The organism is Pseudomonas sp. B707, from assembly GCF_022496685.1.
Lineage (GTDB): Bacteria > Pseudomonadota > Gammaproteobacteria > Pseudomonadales > Pseudomonadaceae > Aquipseudomonas > Aquipseudomonas paraglycinae.
This window is the reverse complement of record NZ_WTVE01000008.1, coordinates 22,435-39,171: the sequence shown is the minus strand read 5'-3', so window position 1 is coordinate 39,171 and position 16,737 is coordinate 22,435. Positions and strand designations below refer to the sequence as shown.

Genomic DNA, 16,737 nt, shown 5'->3' with positions numbered 1-16,737 from the left:
TCCATCAACGATGCATGCAGCCTAGGCAGCCATCGGCGATGGGGCAATTACCGGATCCATCAGTTGCGCTGACCGTTGCGCTCAAACAGCAGGCAAGAAAAAACCCGCCGAAGCGGGTTTTTCCATTCAAGCGATGCTTACTTCACATTGCTCGGGGTCGGGCCTTCGGCCACGCCCAGGTCATCTTCTTCACGCTCGTCGGAGATACCACGACCGCCCGAGGCCAGCTCGGATTGCAGCACGTCGGTGTCCAGCTCCTTGACCCACTTGGCCACGACGATGGTCGCTACGGCGTTGCCGACCAGGTTAGTCAGGGCGCGGGCTTCGGACATGAAGCGGTCGATACCCAGGATCAGCGCCAGACCGGCCACCGGCAGGTGACCTACGGCCGACAGGGTGGCCGCCAGTACGATGAAGCCCGAACCGGTCACACCGGCTGCGCCTTTGGAGGACAGCAGCAACACCACCAGCAGAGTGATCTGGTGAGTGATGTCCATGTGGGTGTCGGTCGCCTGAGCGATGAACACGGCCGCCATGGTCAGGTAGATCGCGGTGCCGTCGAGGTTGAACGAGTAGCCGGTCGGGATCACCAGACCTACCACCGATTTCTTCGCGCCCAGACGCTCCATCTTGATCAGCATGCGTGGCAGTACCGATTCCGAGGAGGAAGTACCCAGCACGATCAGCAGCTCTTCACGGATGTAGCGGATCATCTTCAGCACGCTGAAGCCGTGCATGCGGGCGATACCGCCGAGCACGATCAGGATGAACGCCAGGCAGGTGATGTAGAAGCAGATCATCAGTTGACCCAGCTGCACCAGCGAGCCGACGCCGTAGGCACCGATGGTGAACGCCATCGCACCGAAGGCACCGATTGGCGCGAGCTTCATGATCATGTTGATGATGTTGAACATCACGTGGGCGAAGCGATCGATGAAGTCCAGGATCGGCTTGCCGTAGGCACCCAGGCGATGCAGGGCGAAACCGAAGATCACCGAGAACATCAGCACTTGCAGAATGTCACCGGTGGCGAACGCGCCGACGATGGTGGTCGGGATCACGTTGAGCAGGAAGCCGACAACGCTCTGGTCTGCGCCTTGAGCAACATAGGTCGCGACTTTCGAGGCATCGAGGGTGCTGACGTCGATGTGCATCCCGTTGCCCGGTTGCACGATGTTGACCACGATCAGGCCGACCAGCAGGGCGATGGTCGAAACGATTTCGAAGTACAGGAGTGCGTAACCGCCGGTCTTGCCGACCGATTTCATGTTCTGCATGCCGGCGATGCCGCTGACCACGGTGCAGAAGATGATCGGGGCGATGATCATTTTGATCAGTTTGATGAACCCGTCACCCAGCGGCTTTACGGCCACGCCGAACTGCGGGTAGTAGTGGCCGAGCGCAATACCGATACAGATTGCGACGATCACCTGGAAATACAGGGATTTGTACAGTGGCTGACGAGTCGTCATTGCAAAGTTCCTCAAGAGTCCCGCGTGGCAACATCCATCTGTTGAACGCGAAACCTGAATTGCGAACCCTCCTGCACTGGAGGGATTTGTTGTGTCGAACGGCGCTTTCCGGACCGGCTCGGCGCACGCTTCTGTCGCTCTTATCGCAAACGTCGTGCCACTTTGGTGCAAATCGCTGCAAGCCTTTTGATATCAGGGGATCCGGCTTTTTCTGTGTCACCGTTCGGTTACTCAAGTGTGGCGGATTTCCGCCAACTCGCCCGACCTCGTCCTACAATTTGGCGGAAATCCGCCTTGTTACCGATCAAAGGCAGCCGCTACCATCGGTCGCCAGAGGAAGGATCTGCCGCTCATGCGCGAACGCACCATCGCCAGTCACTTTGCCCGCGCCGCCCTCGGTGGCGCGCGGCGCTCGGGTTACGACTACTCGGACCTGCTGCAGCAACTGGGCATCAGCCCCGAACTGCTCGACGAGCCGCGCGCGCGGATCGCCCCGGAACAATTCACCCAACTGATCCAGAACCTGTGGCTGGCCCTGGACGACGAATACCTGGGTTTTGGCAACGCTCCGAGCAAACCTGGCAGCTTCGCCATGATGTGCCACGCCATCATCCATTGCCGCAGCCTGGAGAAGGCTCTGCAACGCGGCTTATTGTTTTATAGCCTATTCCCCGAAGCCCCGTGCCTGACCCTGAGCCATGAAGACGAATGGGTACGCCTGAGCCTCGACGATGCGCAGTTGTGGGACCCGGATCACTTTCTCAGCGAGAGCCTGCTGGTGATCTGGCATCGCCTCGGCAGCTGGCTGATCGGCCAGCGGATTCGTCTGGAACAGGCGAGCTTCAGCTACCCGAAACCGGCGCACGGGGCGGAATACGATCTGCTGTTTTCCTGCCCGCTGGAATTTTCGGCAACGCAAAGCAGCCTGGTGTTTCACAGCCGTTATCTGCACATGCCGCTGTTGCAGGATGAACGCACCCTCAAGCATTTCCTCGAACGCTCCCCCGCCGACCTGCTGTCCCGCCCGGACGACGGCAACAGCCTGAGCAGCCGGCTGCGCCGTTTGCTCAGCCACGACAGCGCACGCTGGCCGGACCTCGAAGCAGTTGCCGCGCACCTGCACATCAGCCCGCAAACCTTGCGCCGGCATCTGCGCGAGGAAGGCACCAGTTTTCAGGAATTGAAGGATCAGTTGCGCCGGGACATCGCAATTTATCACCTGGGGCGGGCCGATCTGTCGTTGCAACAGATCGCCGAACAGCTCGGGTTTTCCGAGCCGTCGGCGTTTCATCGGGCGTTCAAGAAGTGGACGGGGCTGACGCCGGGGGCTTATCGGGCGCAGGAGCAGTGAGGCCAAAGATCAAAAGCCCCCTCACCCTAACCCTCCCTCTGGGCGGTCCGACGTTTCGGGAGGGTTAGGGTGAGGGCCGATCGTTTTCACACCGCAGGAAAATGAATTCTGAACGCCGCCCCGCCCATCGGTGAATCGCCCAGCGTCAGTTTCGCGCTGTAGCTCTCGATGATGTCCTTGACCACTGCCAGCCCGATCCCCTGCCCTGGGTGCTGGCGATCCAGGCGTTCGCCGCGTTCGAGAATCCGTGCGCGCTGATCCGGTGGTACGCCGGGGCCGTCGTCTTCGATGCACAGCTCCATTCCGGAATGGCTTTCACGCACGCTGATGCGCACTTCGCCCAGACACAGGCGATAGGCGTTTTCCAGCAGGTTGCCCATCATTTCCAGCAAGGCGCCCTGCTCGATCGGCACGTAACAGTGCTCCGGCAGATCGAAGGCGACGCGCACGTGTTTGTCGCGGTAGACCTTGTCCAGCGTGTCGCACAGGCTTTGCAGCACCGGGCGCAGGCGCACCTGATGGCGCACCAGACCGCTTTTGCGCAGGCTGGCGCGTTGCAACTGATAGCCGATCTGCTGGCTCATGCGTTCGATCTGGGTTTGCAGCACCCACGCCTGATCGCGGTCTTCGGGGCGCTGGGCCATGTCTTCGCTGACGCCTTGCAATACCGCCAGCGGGGTTTTCAGGCTGTGGGCCAGATCGTCGAGGGAGTCGCGGTACCGGCTGCGCTGCTGGCGTTCGCTGTGCAGCAAGCGGTTGAGGGAACCGGTCAGGCGCAGCAGTTCACGCGGGTGCTGTTCGCTGAGGCTTTCGAGGGTTCCGCCTTCGATTTCGTCGAGTTCCTGACTGAGCCGGCGCAAGGCTTTCAGGCCCCAGGTCAGGCCGATCCACAGCAGCGCCAGCAGCACCAGCAATGCCGCGCCAAAACCGAGGTAGAGATTTTCCCGCAGGCCTTCGAGGGTGGTTTCGTATTCGCGCACCGGTTGCAGGGCCACGATACTGAAGGCTGCACTTTTGCCGCCAAGCAGTTTGACTTCGACGTCATAGACGAAGAATTCCTGCCCGTTGGCTTCGCGGATCCGCGCGAACTCGTTGCCGAGGCCGTCGTAGCGCGGCGTGTAGTTGATCTTCTCTTCCTGGGTGCCCTTCGAACGCCAGACCAGATGCCCTTCGCGGTCATAGATGTAGCCGAGCAGGCGATTGTCCGTGAGGTTGAAGCGCTCGTCGGGCAATTGTGCCGGCATCATCAAGCGGTTGTTTTCAACCCGTGCGGCGGAGATCAGCGTGGTGACATCGGACGCCAGCCGCTGTTCGATCGAGTCCTGCAGCGCCAGGCTGAACGCGCCCTGCATCGCCGGGAGCAACGCGAGCATGAACAACACCGCCAGGGTCGTGGCGGCAAGCATCAGCCGGACGCGAAGGGAACGGATCAAGTGCAGCGCTCATTGAACAGGTAACCGAGGCCGCGCACGGTGTCGATCGGCTTGAACCCGGCCGGACCTTCGAGCTTGCGGCGCAAACGGCCGACCAGCACTTCGATCACGTTCGGATCGCGCTCGTCGTCATCCGGGTACAACTGCTCCATCAACCGATCCTTGGGCACCACCTGCTGGTGATGGCGCATGAGGTATTCGAGGATCCGGTACTCGTAGGCGGTCAGCGCCAGCGGTTGCTCGTCGAGGGTCGCCTGCTTGCGATTGAGGTCCAGCAACAGCGGGCCGGCGACGATGGTCGACTGGGTGAAACCGCTGGAGCGGCGCAGCAACGCATTGAGCCGCGCTTCAAGTTCTTCGAACTGGAACGGCTTGACCAGATAATCGTCAGCCCCGGCTGCCAGACCTTCGACCTTGTCCTGCCAGTTGCCGCGCGCGGTGAGGATCAGGATCGGAAACGTCTTGGCGCCCGAGCGCAGCTGGCGGATCAGGTCGAGGCCACTCATGCCCGGCAGTCCAAGGTCGATCACCGCCAGGTCAAAGTTGAATTGCCCGGTCTGGTACAACGCCTCTTCGGCATTGGCCACGGACTCGACCACGTGACCGCTCTCCGTCAGGCGGGTTTGCAGGTGATGGCGCAACAGCGCTTCATCTTCGACGACCAACAGTTTCATGACGCTCTCCCGGGTAAATCGACAACTCCAAAGGCTTTCGCCTCACATGGCTACGCCGGGTCGCCCCTCGAAGGACGACCCGGCGCGGGCCTGACGCCAATCGCTTAGAAAGCGTAGTTGGCCGACAGGTAAGTCTGGGCGCTGCTGGTCAAATCCAGCGAGCCTTGCTTGCTGCCGCCGCTCTCTTTCATCTCGGTGCTGGCGTTGCTGCGCAGGTAACGGTAACCGAGTTCGACCGAGGTGTTCTGCGAGACTTGCTGCAGCACACCGAACTGACCGCCGACGACGTAACCGATGTCGCTGTCACGGCTGTAGCCTGGCGAATCCTGGGTCAGCTTGGTCAGACCCGCCGTGGCACCGCCGAACAGCTTGGTGCTGCCGCCCACCGGATAGAACAGATCGTAGCTGCCCAGCAGGTTTTCCTGGCGCAGTTTAATGCCATTGTGCGAGCCCGACACGTTGTCGTAGGTGGCGTAGTAGCGACCCTGGCTGTTTTGCTGCCCCAGACGCAGGCCGTAGGTGTTGTTGCCGTCGATGGCCGCCGTGGCGTCCGGGTGGCCGAGGTTGTCGTTCAGGGCGTTGGATTTTTTGATCTTGTCGCTGGTCTGGCCAAAGGTCAGGCCGGCGAAGTTGCTGGTGGTGTCGGCGTGGGCCGCGATACTGGCGCTCATTACGGTAAAAGCCAGCAGCAGTTTATTTAAACGAGTCATGGAGTTTCCTCTTTCACAGTGCTGTTTGGGTATGGCGCAAGGTTACTGCCCCTCCCCTGTACCGCCCCTGAACGCTCTCTGAACCTGGCCTGAATGAAATGAACTAGGCTGTTTTGACCCTTTATTGTCAGGAGACCCGATCATGCGCCTGCTTCTAACCCTCGCCCTCCTTGTCTTCAGCGGCCTCAGCCAGGCTGCGATCAAGACCGAGGAAATCCCCTATCAGAGTGCTGACGGCACCAAGCTGATCGGTTACTACGCCTACGACGATGCAATAAAGGGCCCGCGCCCCGGCGTGGTGGTGGTGCATGAGTGGTGGGGCCTGAACGACTACGCCAAGCGCCGCGCCCGGGATCTCGCCGGGCTCGGCTACAGCGCGCTGGCCATCGACATGTACGGTGAAGGCAAGAACACCGAGCACCCGAAAGACGCAATGGCGTTCATGCAGGCCGCCACGCAAAACGCCGATGCGGCCAGCAAGCGCTTTCAGGCCGGGCTGGATCTGTTGAAGAAACAGCCGCAGACCGACAAGGATAAAATCGCCGCCATCGGCTACTGCTTCGGCGGTGGCGTGGTGCTGAATGCGGCGCGTCAGGGGGTGCCGCTGGCCGGTGTGGTGAGCTTCCACGGTGCGCTGGCCACCAAGACTCCGGCTACGCCGGGCAGCGTGAAGGCGAAAGTCCTCGTCGAACACGGCGCGCTGGACAGCATGGTCACGCCGGACAACGTCGCGGCGTTCAAGTCGGAAATGGACAAGGCCGGCGCCGACTATCAATTCGTCAGCCTCGACGGTGCCAAGCACGGGTTCAGCAATCCCGACGCGGATCGCCTGAGCCACGGCGATCACGGTGGCCCGGATATCGGCTACAACAAGGCCGCCGATGAAAAATCCTGGGCGGACATGCAGGCGTTCTTCAAAAAGATTTTTGGCTGAACCCGGTCGCCCCCTCGCGCTGATCGTTCCCACGCTCTGCGTGGGAATGCATACAGTGACGCTCCGCGTCACACAGCGAAGGGACGCGGAGCGTCCCGAGGCTGCATTCCCACGCGGAGCGTGGGAACGATCACAATTCGGGGCCGCAGCGTCGGAGCGATCACGGTTCGACGTGGGAACGATCATGTCGACACTATCCAGCCTTAAGGCAACCCGGCAAAATGCGCCACATGAACTCCAACCCTTTCCTCCCCGCCTGCTGTACCCCGCTCGATGCCCATTGGCCGCTGCCGACGGCGTTGCCCGACACTGTGCTGCTGAGCACCCATTTCGATCCGTCGCAATTGCTCGGTGATGACTTCCGCCGCAGCGCCATCGAGTCGCCGCCGAGCATTCAGCGTTCGGTGGCGAAGCGGCAGGCGGAATTCCTTGCCGGGCGGATTTGTGCACGGGCGGCGTTGCAGCAGCTGGAAGGCTCAAGCACTGTTCCGGCGATCGGCGAGGATCGCGCGCCGATTTGGCCGGCACACATCTGCGGCTCGATCACCCACAGCACCGGCCGTGCGGCGGCGATTGTCGCCAACAAACAGCACTGGCGCGGACTGGGCATGGACCTGGAAAACCTGCTCAACGCCGAACGCGCCGAACGACTGGCCGGAGAGATCCTGACCCCGCCGGAATTGCAGCGCATGGCCGCCGGTTCCCGGGATCAGATCGCACTCTGGGTGACCCTGACCTTTTCGGTGAAAGAAAGCCTGTTCAAGGCGCTGTACCCGATCGTGCAGCAGCGCTTCTACTTCGAACACGCCGAGGTTCTGGAGTGGAATGAACAGGGTCAGGTGCGGCTGCGGTTGCTGACGGATCTCTCCAGCGAATGGCGCAACGGCACGGAGCTCGATGCGCAATTCGGCGTGCAGGACGGGCAGTTGCTCAGTCTGGTCAGCATCCAGGCGTAAGCGGTTTCAGCGCCGCTCCTGATTCCTCGGCCAGCTCAGGCTGAAGCACGCTCCGCCCAGACTCTTGCTCTTGCCGATCAGCGCCCGACCGTCGTGCCAGTGGATGATCCGCCGCACGATCGACAGGCCCAGTCCGTGTCCACCGGACGCCCGGGTGCGGCTGTCGTCCAGGCGCAGGAACGGCGTGAAGATTTTCTCCCAGGCGGTTTCCGGCACACCGGGGCCGTCGTCCTCGACATCCACCCGACAGCGCATCTGCCCGACCTGATAACTGACCGTGACCTTCGAACGCGCATGGCGCATGGCGTTGCTCACCAGATTCTGCAAGGCACGGTGCAGGTAACGCGGCTCGGCCTCGACCCAGGCGTCATCGCAATCCGCCGCCGACAGGCACAAACCGCGCTGTACCGTGACTTCGGCGCGCAGAGGCGCCAGCTCTTCGATCACCTGATTGACCAGTGCATCCAGGTCGATGCGCTGGAAGGTCAGCGCCGGCGAGCCCTGCTCCAGCCGGGCGTACGTGAGCATTTCGTCGACCAGCTTGTCGAGGTCCTCGATGTCGTGGTCCATACCCTCGCGGTATTTCTCCAGCGCCTGCGGGGTGGTGGCCGAGCCGATCATCTCCAGGCCGAAACGCAGGCGCGCCACCGGCGTGCGCAATTCGTGGGACACCGCGCGCACCAGTTCACGCTGGATGGCCAGCAACTGCTGCAAGTGCTCGGCCATGCCGTTGAACGCCGCCGCCAGCTTGCCCACCGAGTCGGCACCCCGGGCCGGAACGCGAGTTTCCAGACTGCCTTTGGCGATGCGCGTGGCGGCAGCTTCGAGCCCGCGCAAACGCCGTTCGAGCTGACGCACCAATAAATAGACGATCAGGCCGATCAGGGTCAGGCCGAGAGCGGCGATCAAAACCAGCCATTCCGGCGGGTACGGATTCATCTGATACAGCGGCCCGATTTCCAGCACCCACGGCGTGCCGACCATGCCGGCGAACACCCGGATCGAATCGCCGCCCTTGCCCAGCGCCATCACCGTATCGCCTTCGGACACTCGACGACTCTGGTCTTCGTCCATGTCGGCATCGCTGACGGTGACCAGCCGCAAATCGAAGCCGAAGCCTTTGTCTTCTTTCAACTGCGCCAGTCGTTTGGGCTGTTCGCCCACGGGCACCCGCACCAGCTCATCGGCCAACAGGTAGATGGTCGCCCGGGCCAGTTGCTCGCTGATCTGCTGCACCTCGCCCACCAGCACCAGTTGATCCTTGTCACTGACCAGCCGATAGACCTTGGCCGCGTGCGGGCCGGTCTGTTCGACCAGCGCCTGGCCGCGCTGCACCCGGGTGCGCTGGGTCAGATCGAGATCGGTCTGGGCAAAGGTCTTCAGCGCCAGCGGAATCCCGAGCAGCCGCTCCCACACCAACAAGGCGCGATGGCGCTCGGTTTCATTCATCGGTTGCAGGTTGTCGGCCATCAGCGAAAACGTGCCGTGGGCCAGACGCTCGCGGTATTGCTCGCTGCGCACCTGGTTGAGCAGGTGCAACGCCAGCACGCCGAGCACCGCCACCAGAATCAGCGCCGCGCACATGCCGCCATAGATGCGCAGGAAGATCGAATTCACAGCGGCAGTTCTACGCAGGCTTCCGGCACGAACAGATAACCTTTGCTGCGCACGGTCTTGATCAGGCGCGGGTGATCGGGGTCGTCGCCGATCTTCGGGCGGATGCGCGAGATGCGCACATCGATCGAGCGGTCCTGGCCGTCGTAGCCAATGCCGCGCAGTGCGGTGAAGATTTCTTCCCGGGACAGGATCCGCCCGGCGTTGGATACCAGCAGCCAGAGCAGATCGAATTCGGCGCTGGTCAACTCGATGCCGCTGTCACTGAGCCAGGCTTCGCGCAAGGCGTTGTCCACCACCAGCGGACCGAACTGCAGACGACGCGGATTGCCCGCTGGCGCCTCCGGTGTGTCACTGCGTCGCAGCAGCGCCTGGATACGCGCCAGCAACAGTCGCGGGCGCACCGGTTTGCAGACGTAGTCGTCGGCACCCAAGTCGAGCCCGAGGATCTGGTCGGCGTCATCGGTGCGCGCGGTGAGCATCAGGATCGGGCCGTCGTAACGGTCACGCACCTTGCGGCAGATGCTCAGGCCGTCTTCGCCGGGGAGCATCAGGTCGAGGATCACCAGGTCCGGCTGTTCCTTGATGATCCGCGCCGCCGCCAGCGCACCGTTGCCTTCGATCTCCACGCGCAATCCGTTGGCTTGCAGGTATTCACGGGTCAGTTCGGCCAGACGCTGGTCGTCCTCGACTATCAATACCTGCCAGGCTTCTTGCTCCACGGGTGACCTCTGCTTGCCGATGCTGCTTATAAAGGAAGGATCCTCCCGTCTTTTTGTCATCTTTAAGGAGGATAAGAATGCGTGCGCATGGCCCGATTGTATAAACGGCGTACAGCCAGAACACAAGTCGGTAAATGCGTTCGGACAAGGCGGATTTTTGTGATAGGGTTCGCGCCCTTAAAAATCCGCTGAAGCGTTTTTCCCGACTGAAAAACAGTGACAAACGGTCTAGCTCAGCAGGTTAGCGGCCTACACGGGAATTCCTGGTTTCTTACACAATTTACGCACAGGTTTATCCACAGCTCGTACGTTGCAAGCCCCCTCGAAACGCATTATCTTGTAGCACGGCGCGAGGACAGACCCTACATATAGGGTTTTCCATTCAAGAGCCCAACCACATTTCGGACCTGAAACTCAAGTGCTTTATTGCCAGTTTCCGGTTGAACCAAGCAAGTTTTTCAAAGCCCAAACCGCACTTGCGGATGGCACCGTTTTTCAGGTTGGCAACGACCGGAACGGTACGGGTGTTGCAGTCGTTACTGCCACCCTGGAAGTAATCCGGCTCGAGCCTTGGCTCGCGGCCGAAAACTTCGGCAAGGATGCGGCGTCATTAGCCTTTTTCCTACTGGTCCGAAGTTGTTATGCCCGACACCCGTCGGTTGTAGTGCTTCGGACCAGAACGGTGAGCACCATGATGGTGCCCAAACAAACATAGAGAATGTGGAGATCACCCCCCATGCAAACCGACACAACTCGCGAGAACCCGCAGGGCACCTTGCCGCAGGCCGCCGATTCGAATTCGGATCTGGCTGCCACCGCGCCTGGCCAACTGCGCGTGATCAAGCGTAATGGCACTGTCGTTCCTTACACCGATGACAAGATCACCGTCGCTATCACCAAAGCGTTTCTCGCAGTTGAGGGCGGCACCGCTGCCGCTTCGTCGCGAATCCACGACACCGTTGCCCGCCTGACCGAACAGGTCACCGCGACCTTCAAGCGTCGCATGCCGTCGGGCGGCACCATCCACATCGAAGAAATCCAGGACCAGGTCGAACTGGCCCTGATGCGTGCCGGCGAGCAGAAAGTGGCTCGCGACTACGTGATCTACCGTGATGCCCGTTCCAAGGAACGCGCCGTTCGCACCACCGCCGAAGCACCGGTACAGGCGCACCCGTCGATCCGCATCACCCGCGCCGACGGCACTCTCGCGCCACTGGACATGGGTCGCCTGAACACCATCGTCACCGAAGCCTGCGAAGGTCTGGCTGAAGTCGACGGCGACCTGATCCAGCGCGAAACCCTGAAGAACCTGTACGACGGCGTGGCCCTGAACGACGTCAACACCGCTCTGGTGATGACCGCGCGTACCCTGGTCGAGCGCGAGCCGAACTACTCGTTCGTGACCGCCCGCCTGCTGATGGACACCCTGCGTGCCGAAGGCCTGGGCTTCCTGGGCGTGGCCGAGAGCGCCACTCACCACGAGATGGCCGACCTGTACGCCAAGGCACTGCCGGCCTACGTCGCCAAAGGTATCGAGTTCGAACTGCTGAACCCTGTTCTGGCCTCCTTCGACCTGGAAAAACTGGGCAAGGCGATCAACCACGAGCGCGACCAGCAATTCACCTACCTGGGCCTGCAGACCCTGTACGACCGTTACTTCATCCACAAGGATGGCGTGCGTTTCGAACTGCCGCAGATCTTCTTCATGCGCGTGGCCATGGGGCTGGCGATCGAAGAGAAGCAGAAAGAAGACCGTGCGATCGAGTTCTACAACCTGCTGTCCTCGTTCGACTACATGGCTTCGACCCCGACCCTGTTCAACGCCGGTACCCTGCGTCCACAGCTGTCGAGCTGCTACCTGACCACCGTGCCGGATGACCTGTCGGGCATCTACCACGCGATCCACGACAACGCCATGCTGTCGAAATTCGCCGGCGGTCTGGGCAACGACTGGACGCCGGTGCGTGCACTGGGTTCGTACATCAAGGGCACCAACGGCAAGTCGCAAGGCGTGGTTCCGTTCCTGAAAGTGGTGAACGACACCGCCGTCGCCGTTAACCAGGGTGGCAAGCGCAAAGGCGCTGTCTGTGCCTACCTGGAAACCTGGCACATGGACATCGAAGAGTTCATCGAGCTGCGCAAGAACACCGGTGATGACCGTCGTCGTACCCACGACATGAACACCGCCAACTGGATCCCTGACCTGTTCATGAAGCGCGTCTTCGATGACGGCAAATGGACCCTGTTCTCGCCGTCCGAAGTACCGGATCTGCACGACCTGACCGGCAAGGCCTTCGAAGAGCGCTACGAGTACTACGAAGCCCTGACCGAGTACCCGGGCAAGGTCAAGCTGTTCAAGACCATCCAGGCCAAAGACCTGTGGCGCAAGATGCTGTCGATGCTGTTCGAAACCGGCCACCCATGGCTGACTTTCAAAGACCCGTGCAACCTGCGTAGCCCGCAGCAGCACGTCGGCGTTGTTCACAGCTCGAACCTGTGCACCGAGATCACCTTGAACACCAACAAGGACGAGATCGCGGTCTGCAACCTGGGCTCGATCAACCTGCCGAACCACATCGTCGACGGCAAGCTGGACACCGCCAAGCTCAAGCGCACCATCGACGTCGCCGTGCGCATGCTCGACAACGTGATCGACATCAACTACTACTCGGTACCGCAGGCGAAGAACTCCAACTTCCGTCACCGTCCGGTCGGCCTGGGCATCATGGGCTTCCAGGACGCGCTGTACCTGCAGCACATCCCTTACGGTTCCGACGCTGCCGTCGAGTTCGCCGACAAGTCGATGGAAGCGGTCAGCTACTACGCGATCCAGGCTTCCTGCGACCTGGCCGACGAGCGCGGCTCGTACGAGACGTTCCAGGGTTCGCTGTGGTCCAAAGGCGTACTGCCGCTGGATTCGCAACAGATCCTGATCGAAGCACGCGGCCAGAAGTACATCGACGTCGACCTGACCGAGTCCCTGGACTGGGCACCGGTTCGCGCCCGTGTACAGAAAGGCATCCGTAACTCGAACATCATGGCCATCGCACCGACCGCGACCATCGCCAACATCACCGGCGTATCGCAGTCGATCGAACCGACTTACCAGAACCTGTATGTGAAATCGAACCTGTCGGGCGAATTCACCGTGATCAACCCCTACCTGGTTCGCGACCTGAAGGCTCGCGGTCTGTGGGACTCGGTCATGATCAACGACCTGAAGTACTACGACGGTTCGGTTCAGCAGATCGAGCGCATCCCGCAAGAACTCAAAGAGCTCTACGCGACCGCATTCGAAGTGGACACCAAGTGGATCGTTGACGCCGCCAGCCGTCGTCAGAAGTGGATCGACCAGGCCCAGTCGCTGAACCTGTACATCGCCGGCGCATCGGGCAAGAAACTGGACGTGACCTACCGCATGGCCTGGTACCGTGGTCTGAAAACCACCTACTACCTCCGTGCCCTGGCCGCGACCAGCACCGAGAAGTCGACCATCAACACCGGCAAGCTGAACGCTGTATCCAGCGGCGGCAACCACGGCGACGACTCGGTCCTGGCAGCCCCTGCCGGCCCGGCTCCAGTACCGAAGGCTTGCGCCATCGACGAGCCGGATTGCGAAGCTTGCCAATAAGCTGAGCTGAATCGGGCGTTGCGAAACGCCTGATCCGAGAAACCCCCGACAGACTTCTGGTTTGTCGGGGGTTTTCTTTTGCCCGCGATAAAAGCAAAAGCCGCCCTCACCCTAGCCCTCTCCCGGAGGGAGAGGGGACTGACCGAGGTGTTTGGGAGAGATACGCCGACGTGAAATACCGAGGTGAACTTGGGTTTTGAAACGCATACAACTCAACCCCTGCTTTCTCTGTTCCTGCTTTCTCTGTTCCTGCTTTCTCTGTTCCTGCTTTCTCTGTTCCTGCTCCTGCTTCCACTTCCGCTGCTGCTTCTGCTTCCGCCCTCCACCACTCAACACAATGAGCGTTAGCTCGAGTACCGCTTTTGACGTGCCGGCCCCATCGGAAGGCTGAGTGGAGGGATTTATCCGGGGGTGGGAGCGCAGCGACCGTGCGGCGCAGCCGCATGCATCGAGAGGAGGTGCAGCGAAGCAAACCGTAGGCGATGCCCCCGGATGAATCCCGTAACGAAGGAACACCGAGCCAAAGCGAGGTGCCGAACGCCGGGGCCCAGCGTTTTGGTTCCTTTTGGGCGTTTGCAAAAGGGACTCGCCGTAAGGGCGAAACCGCCAGCGGCAACACCCGCAGAAACGGATAAACACCCCAAACCGCAGCCAAAAAAAAGCCCCTCAAAAAGAGGGGCTCCCATACAAAACCAAACCCAGAAATCAGGTCATCTGAATAATGGTCTGCATGATAGTGCTCTGAGTCGAAATGGTCTTGGCGTTCGCCTGATAGTTACTCTGACCCTTGATCAGATCAACCAGCTCATTGGTCAGGTTAACGTTCGACTCCTCCAGCGAGTTCGAAACAACCGAACCCAGCGTACCGGTCTCCGGCGCATCGTAGCCCGGAATACCCGAAGCGTAAGTCTCTTTCCAGCTGGTACCACCAATCGGCTGAAGACCCTGCTCGTTGGTGAAGCTCGCCAGCGCAACCTGGCCGATGGCCTTGCTCTGGTTATTGCTGAAGTTGGCAAACAGCGTACCGGTACCGTCGATGGTCAGGTTGGTGATCTGGCCAGTCGCGTAACCATCCTGAGTCGGAATCGAACGCGCGGTGTCAGCGTTGAACTGAGTGGTCTTGGCCATCGAAATGGTGATGCCAGCCGGGTTCGCCGAAGCACCGTTGGCCTTCCACACGCCGTTGGTGACAGTACCCGGTACCCAGCCAGTGAGTTTCAGGTCGCTGCTGATCACGGCAGGCGGCGTGCTGACCTGAGTCAGTTGACCGGTGGAGTCGAAGGTCATGGTCGAAGCGACAGGTGCGGTGACTTTCGGATCGCTGCCGGTAGCATCCGGGTTACGACCGTCTACCAGGGTGTAGACCTTCCAGGTGTTGGCACCGGTTTTCACCATGTATTGGTCCATGACGTGGGAGTTACCCTGGCTGTCATAGATCGGGGTGCTGAACGACTTGGTGTAGGTCTCGGTCTTGCTAGGGTCGAACTTGCCGGCCGCCACTGTGTCGTCGATCACCGGAGCGGTCGAGTTCAGGTTGATGGTCGAGGTCACCAGCGAGGTGGACTTCGGCGCCAGGTTCGAGGTGTCGATCTTCAGGTCGGTCAACACGCCGTTGATGACCTTGCCGTTGGAGTCCACACCATAGCCTTGCAGACGCGAGGTGTAGTCGGTGTTGGTGATGAAGCCGTCCTTGTCGACCTTGAACGTACCGGCACGGGTGTAGGAGATCGAGCCGTTGTTGCTCAGGGTGAAGAAGCCCGAACCGTTGATGCCCATGTCCAGCACGTTGCCGGTGTTGTTGATGTCGCCCTGGGTGAACTGCTGGGAAACGTTGGCCAGGCGCACACCATTACCGATGACCTTGCTGCCGCTACCCAGGCGAGTCGCCGAGTAGACGTCTTCGAATTCTGCACGGGACGATTTGAAACCGGCGGTCGCGACGTTGGCGATGTTGTTGCCGGTCACGTCCAGTTGCTTGTTGGCTGCATAGAGACCGCTAAGGCCGATATTGAAAGACATATTCCACTCCTTTGTGCCGGTTAGTCGGCTCTATATACCAATGGTTTGTACTTTGGACAGGGCAACAGTGCCCTTGCCGGACAGGTTGAGCATCAGCTCGCCACCGGTCTGGCTGATCGTCACGCTGGTGACCGTGGCTGGCAGGTAGGTCGCCAGGTCGGTCGCGGTGCCGTTGATCGAGGCGTTCGCCTTGACGGTGTAGGTACCGGTTTTCACCAGGTTGCCGTCCTTGTCCTTGCCGTCCCAGGTGAAGCTCGCATTGCCGGCTGCGCGGCTGCCCAGGTCGATGGTGCGAACAACGGTGCCGCTGCTGTCGGTGATGGAGACGGTGCCGCCGGCAATCGACGACGGAACGGTGACCGAACCGGTCATGCCTTTGCTCGGATCGTCGAGCTGTACCGAGCTGGTCTGCACGATCACGTTGCGACCGACCAGCGACGAAGCCTGCAGGGCTTGCGACGAGTTGTAGTTGCCGGCCAGCGAACTGACGGTGCTGTTGAGGGTGGTGATCCCCTCAAGGCTGCTGAACTGCGCCAGCTGGGCAACGAATGCGCTGTTGTCCTGCGGGTCGAGCGGGTTCTGGTTCTTCAGCTGGGTTACCAGCAGTTGCAGGAACGCGTCCTTGCCCAGGGCCTGGCCGCCGGTCGAGCTGTTGGTGGCCGAAGCGATGCCGCCGGTGGTCGTGCTACTGGTCTTCTTCGAAGAGTTGGCCAGTATGTCGTTCATCGTCAGGCTGCTGGTGGTATCGGTAACACTCATGGCAGTCGCCCCTTATTACTGACCGAGGGTCAGTACCTTCTGCATCATGGTCTTGGCGGTGTTCATCATTTCGGCGTTGGTCTGGAACGACCGGCTCGCGGAAATCATGTCAGCCATTTCTTCCACCACGTTGACGTTCGGGTAGTAGACGTAGCCCTTGGCGTCGGCTGCCGGATGGTTCGGCTCGTAGCGCGCTTCGAGGTTGCTCTGGTCTTCGACCACGCCCATGACCTGCACGCCCTGGCCCGCAGCATCCTGGTTCTGGAACAGCGAATTGCTGCCGCCGCTCTGGCCGCCCTGGAACATGGTGGCGAATACCGGGTGACGGGCACGGTAGGTCTGATCGATGCTCGACGAGACGGTCTCGGCGTTGGCGATGTTCGAAGCCACGGTGTTGAGGCGGGTGGTCTGGGCGCTCATGCCGCTGCCGGCAATGTTGAAAACGCTGGACAGGGACATGGA

Annotated in this window: 13 protein-coding genes; 4 read left to right on the top strand and 9 right to left on the bottom strand. The window is 60.9% G+C overall.

Annotation, left to right across the window (positions count from 1 at the left end; all coding sequences use genetic code 11):
* Window positions 1-137 precede the first annotated feature (137 nt).
* Window positions 138-1,472 (bottom strand): dicarboxylate/amino acid:cation symporter, encoded by a 1,335-nt coding sequence (locus GQX66_RS02645; protein WP_064383574.1) that lies wholly within the window; start codon window positions 1,470-1,472, stop codon window positions 138-140.
* A 352-nt stretch (window positions 1,473-1,824) separates the two neighbouring features.
* On the opposite strand from GQX66_RS02645, the gene GQX66_RS02640 reads away from it, so the two are divergent.
* Window positions 1,825-2,823 carry an AraC family transcriptional regulator gene (locus tag GQX66_RS02640; protein ID WP_085745103.1) on the top strand — a complete coding sequence of 333 codons (999 nt, stop codon included), beginning with the start codon at window positions 1,825-1,827 and terminating at the stop codon, window positions 2,821-2,823.
* A gap of 86 nt (window positions 2,824-2,909) precedes the next feature.
* Here GQX66_RS02640 and GQX66_RS02635 read toward each other — a convergent pair whose 3' ends face one another.
* The 3 genes from GQX66_RS02635 to GQX66_RS02625 form a co-directional block, all read right to left on the bottom strand.
* Window positions 2,910-4,256 (bottom strand): ATP-binding protein, encoded by a 1,347-nt coding sequence (locus GQX66_RS02635; protein ID WP_085745104.1) that lies wholly within the window; start codon window positions 4,254-4,256, stop codon window positions 2,910-2,912.
* Window positions 4,253-4,930, bottom strand: a complete 678-nt coding sequence (locus tag GQX66_RS02630; RefSeq protein ID WP_085745105.1) for a response regulator transcription factor — start codon at window positions 4,928-4,930, stop codon at window positions 4,253-4,255. The genes GQX66_RS02635 and GQX66_RS02630 overlap by 4 nt, the downstream gene beginning before the upstream one ends.
* Window positions 4,931-5,034: 104 nt before the next feature.
* Window positions 5,035-5,640, bottom strand: a complete 606-nt coding sequence (locus GQX66_RS02625) for a porin family protein (protein WP_240866083.1) — start codon at window positions 5,638-5,640, stop codon at window positions 5,035-5,037.
* Between the two features lie 142 nt (window positions 5,641-5,782).
* Between GQX66_RS02625 and GQX66_RS02620 the strand changes: the two genes are divergently transcribed.
* Both GQX66_RS02620 and GQX66_RS02615 read left to right on the top strand, forming a co-directional pair.
* Entirely contained in the window at window positions 5,783-6,574 is a 792-nt protein-coding gene (locus GQX66_RS02620; RefSeq protein ID WP_102688145.1) for a dienelactone hydrolase family protein, read from the top strand.
* Between the two features lie 230 nt (window positions 6,575-6,804).
* Entirely contained in the window at window positions 6,805-7,530 is a 726-nt protein-coding gene (locus tag GQX66_RS02615; protein WP_240866080.1) for a 4'-phosphopantetheinyl transferase, read from the top strand.
* Window positions 7,531-7,536: 6 nt separating this feature from the next.
* Here the strand turns inward: GQX66_RS02615 and GQX66_RS02610 are convergent, their stop codons facing one another.
* The gene (locus tag GQX66_RS02610; protein WP_007957745.1) at window positions 7,537-9,147 is read right to left on the bottom strand and encodes an ATP-binding protein; all 1,611 of its coding nucleotides are present in this window, start codon (window positions 9,145-9,147) and stop codon (window positions 7,537-7,539) included.
* On the bottom strand, window positions 9,144-9,866 hold the full coding sequence (locus GQX66_RS02605) for a response regulator (protein ID WP_085745108.1): 723 nt from the start codon (window positions 9,864-9,866) through the stop codon (window positions 9,144-9,146). Before GQX66_RS02605 ends, GQX66_RS02610 begins: the two co-directional genes overlap by 4 nt.
* Before the next feature lie 736 nt (window positions 9,867-10,602).
* Here GQX66_RS02605 and GQX66_RS02600 point away from each other — a divergent pair.
* Window positions 10,603-13,497, top strand: coding sequence for a ribonucleoside-diphosphate reductase subunit alpha (locus GQX66_RS02600; RefSeq protein WP_085745109.1), 2,895 nt, complete (start codon window positions 10,603-10,605; stop codon window positions 13,495-13,497).
* Between the two features lie 705 nt (window positions 13,498-14,202).
* Here GQX66_RS02600 and flgE read toward each other — a convergent pair.
* The 3 genes from flgE to flgC are packed head-to-tail and all read right to left on the bottom strand — an operon-like array spanning window position 14,203 to window position 16,734.
* Entirely contained in the window at window positions 14,203-15,516 is a 1,314-nt protein-coding gene (flgE, locus tag GQX66_RS02595; protein WP_085607420.1) for a flagellar hook protein FlgE, read from the bottom strand.
* 30 nt (window positions 15,517-15,546) lie between these two features.
* Complete coding sequence (gene flgD / locus GQX66_RS02590) at window positions 15,547-16,275, bottom strand: flagellar hook assembly protein FlgD (protein WP_129974099.1); 729 nt, start codon at window positions 16,273-16,275, stop codon at window positions 15,547-15,549.
* A gap of 15 nt (window positions 16,276-16,290) precedes the next feature.
* Window positions 16,291-16,734: a flagellar basal body rod protein FlgC gene (gene flgC / locus GQX66_RS02585; protein ID WP_007960329.1), complete on the bottom strand. Its 444-nt coding sequence runs from the start codon at window positions 16,732-16,734 to the stop codon at window positions 16,291-16,293.
* Window positions 16,735-16,737 lie beyond the last annotated feature (3 nt).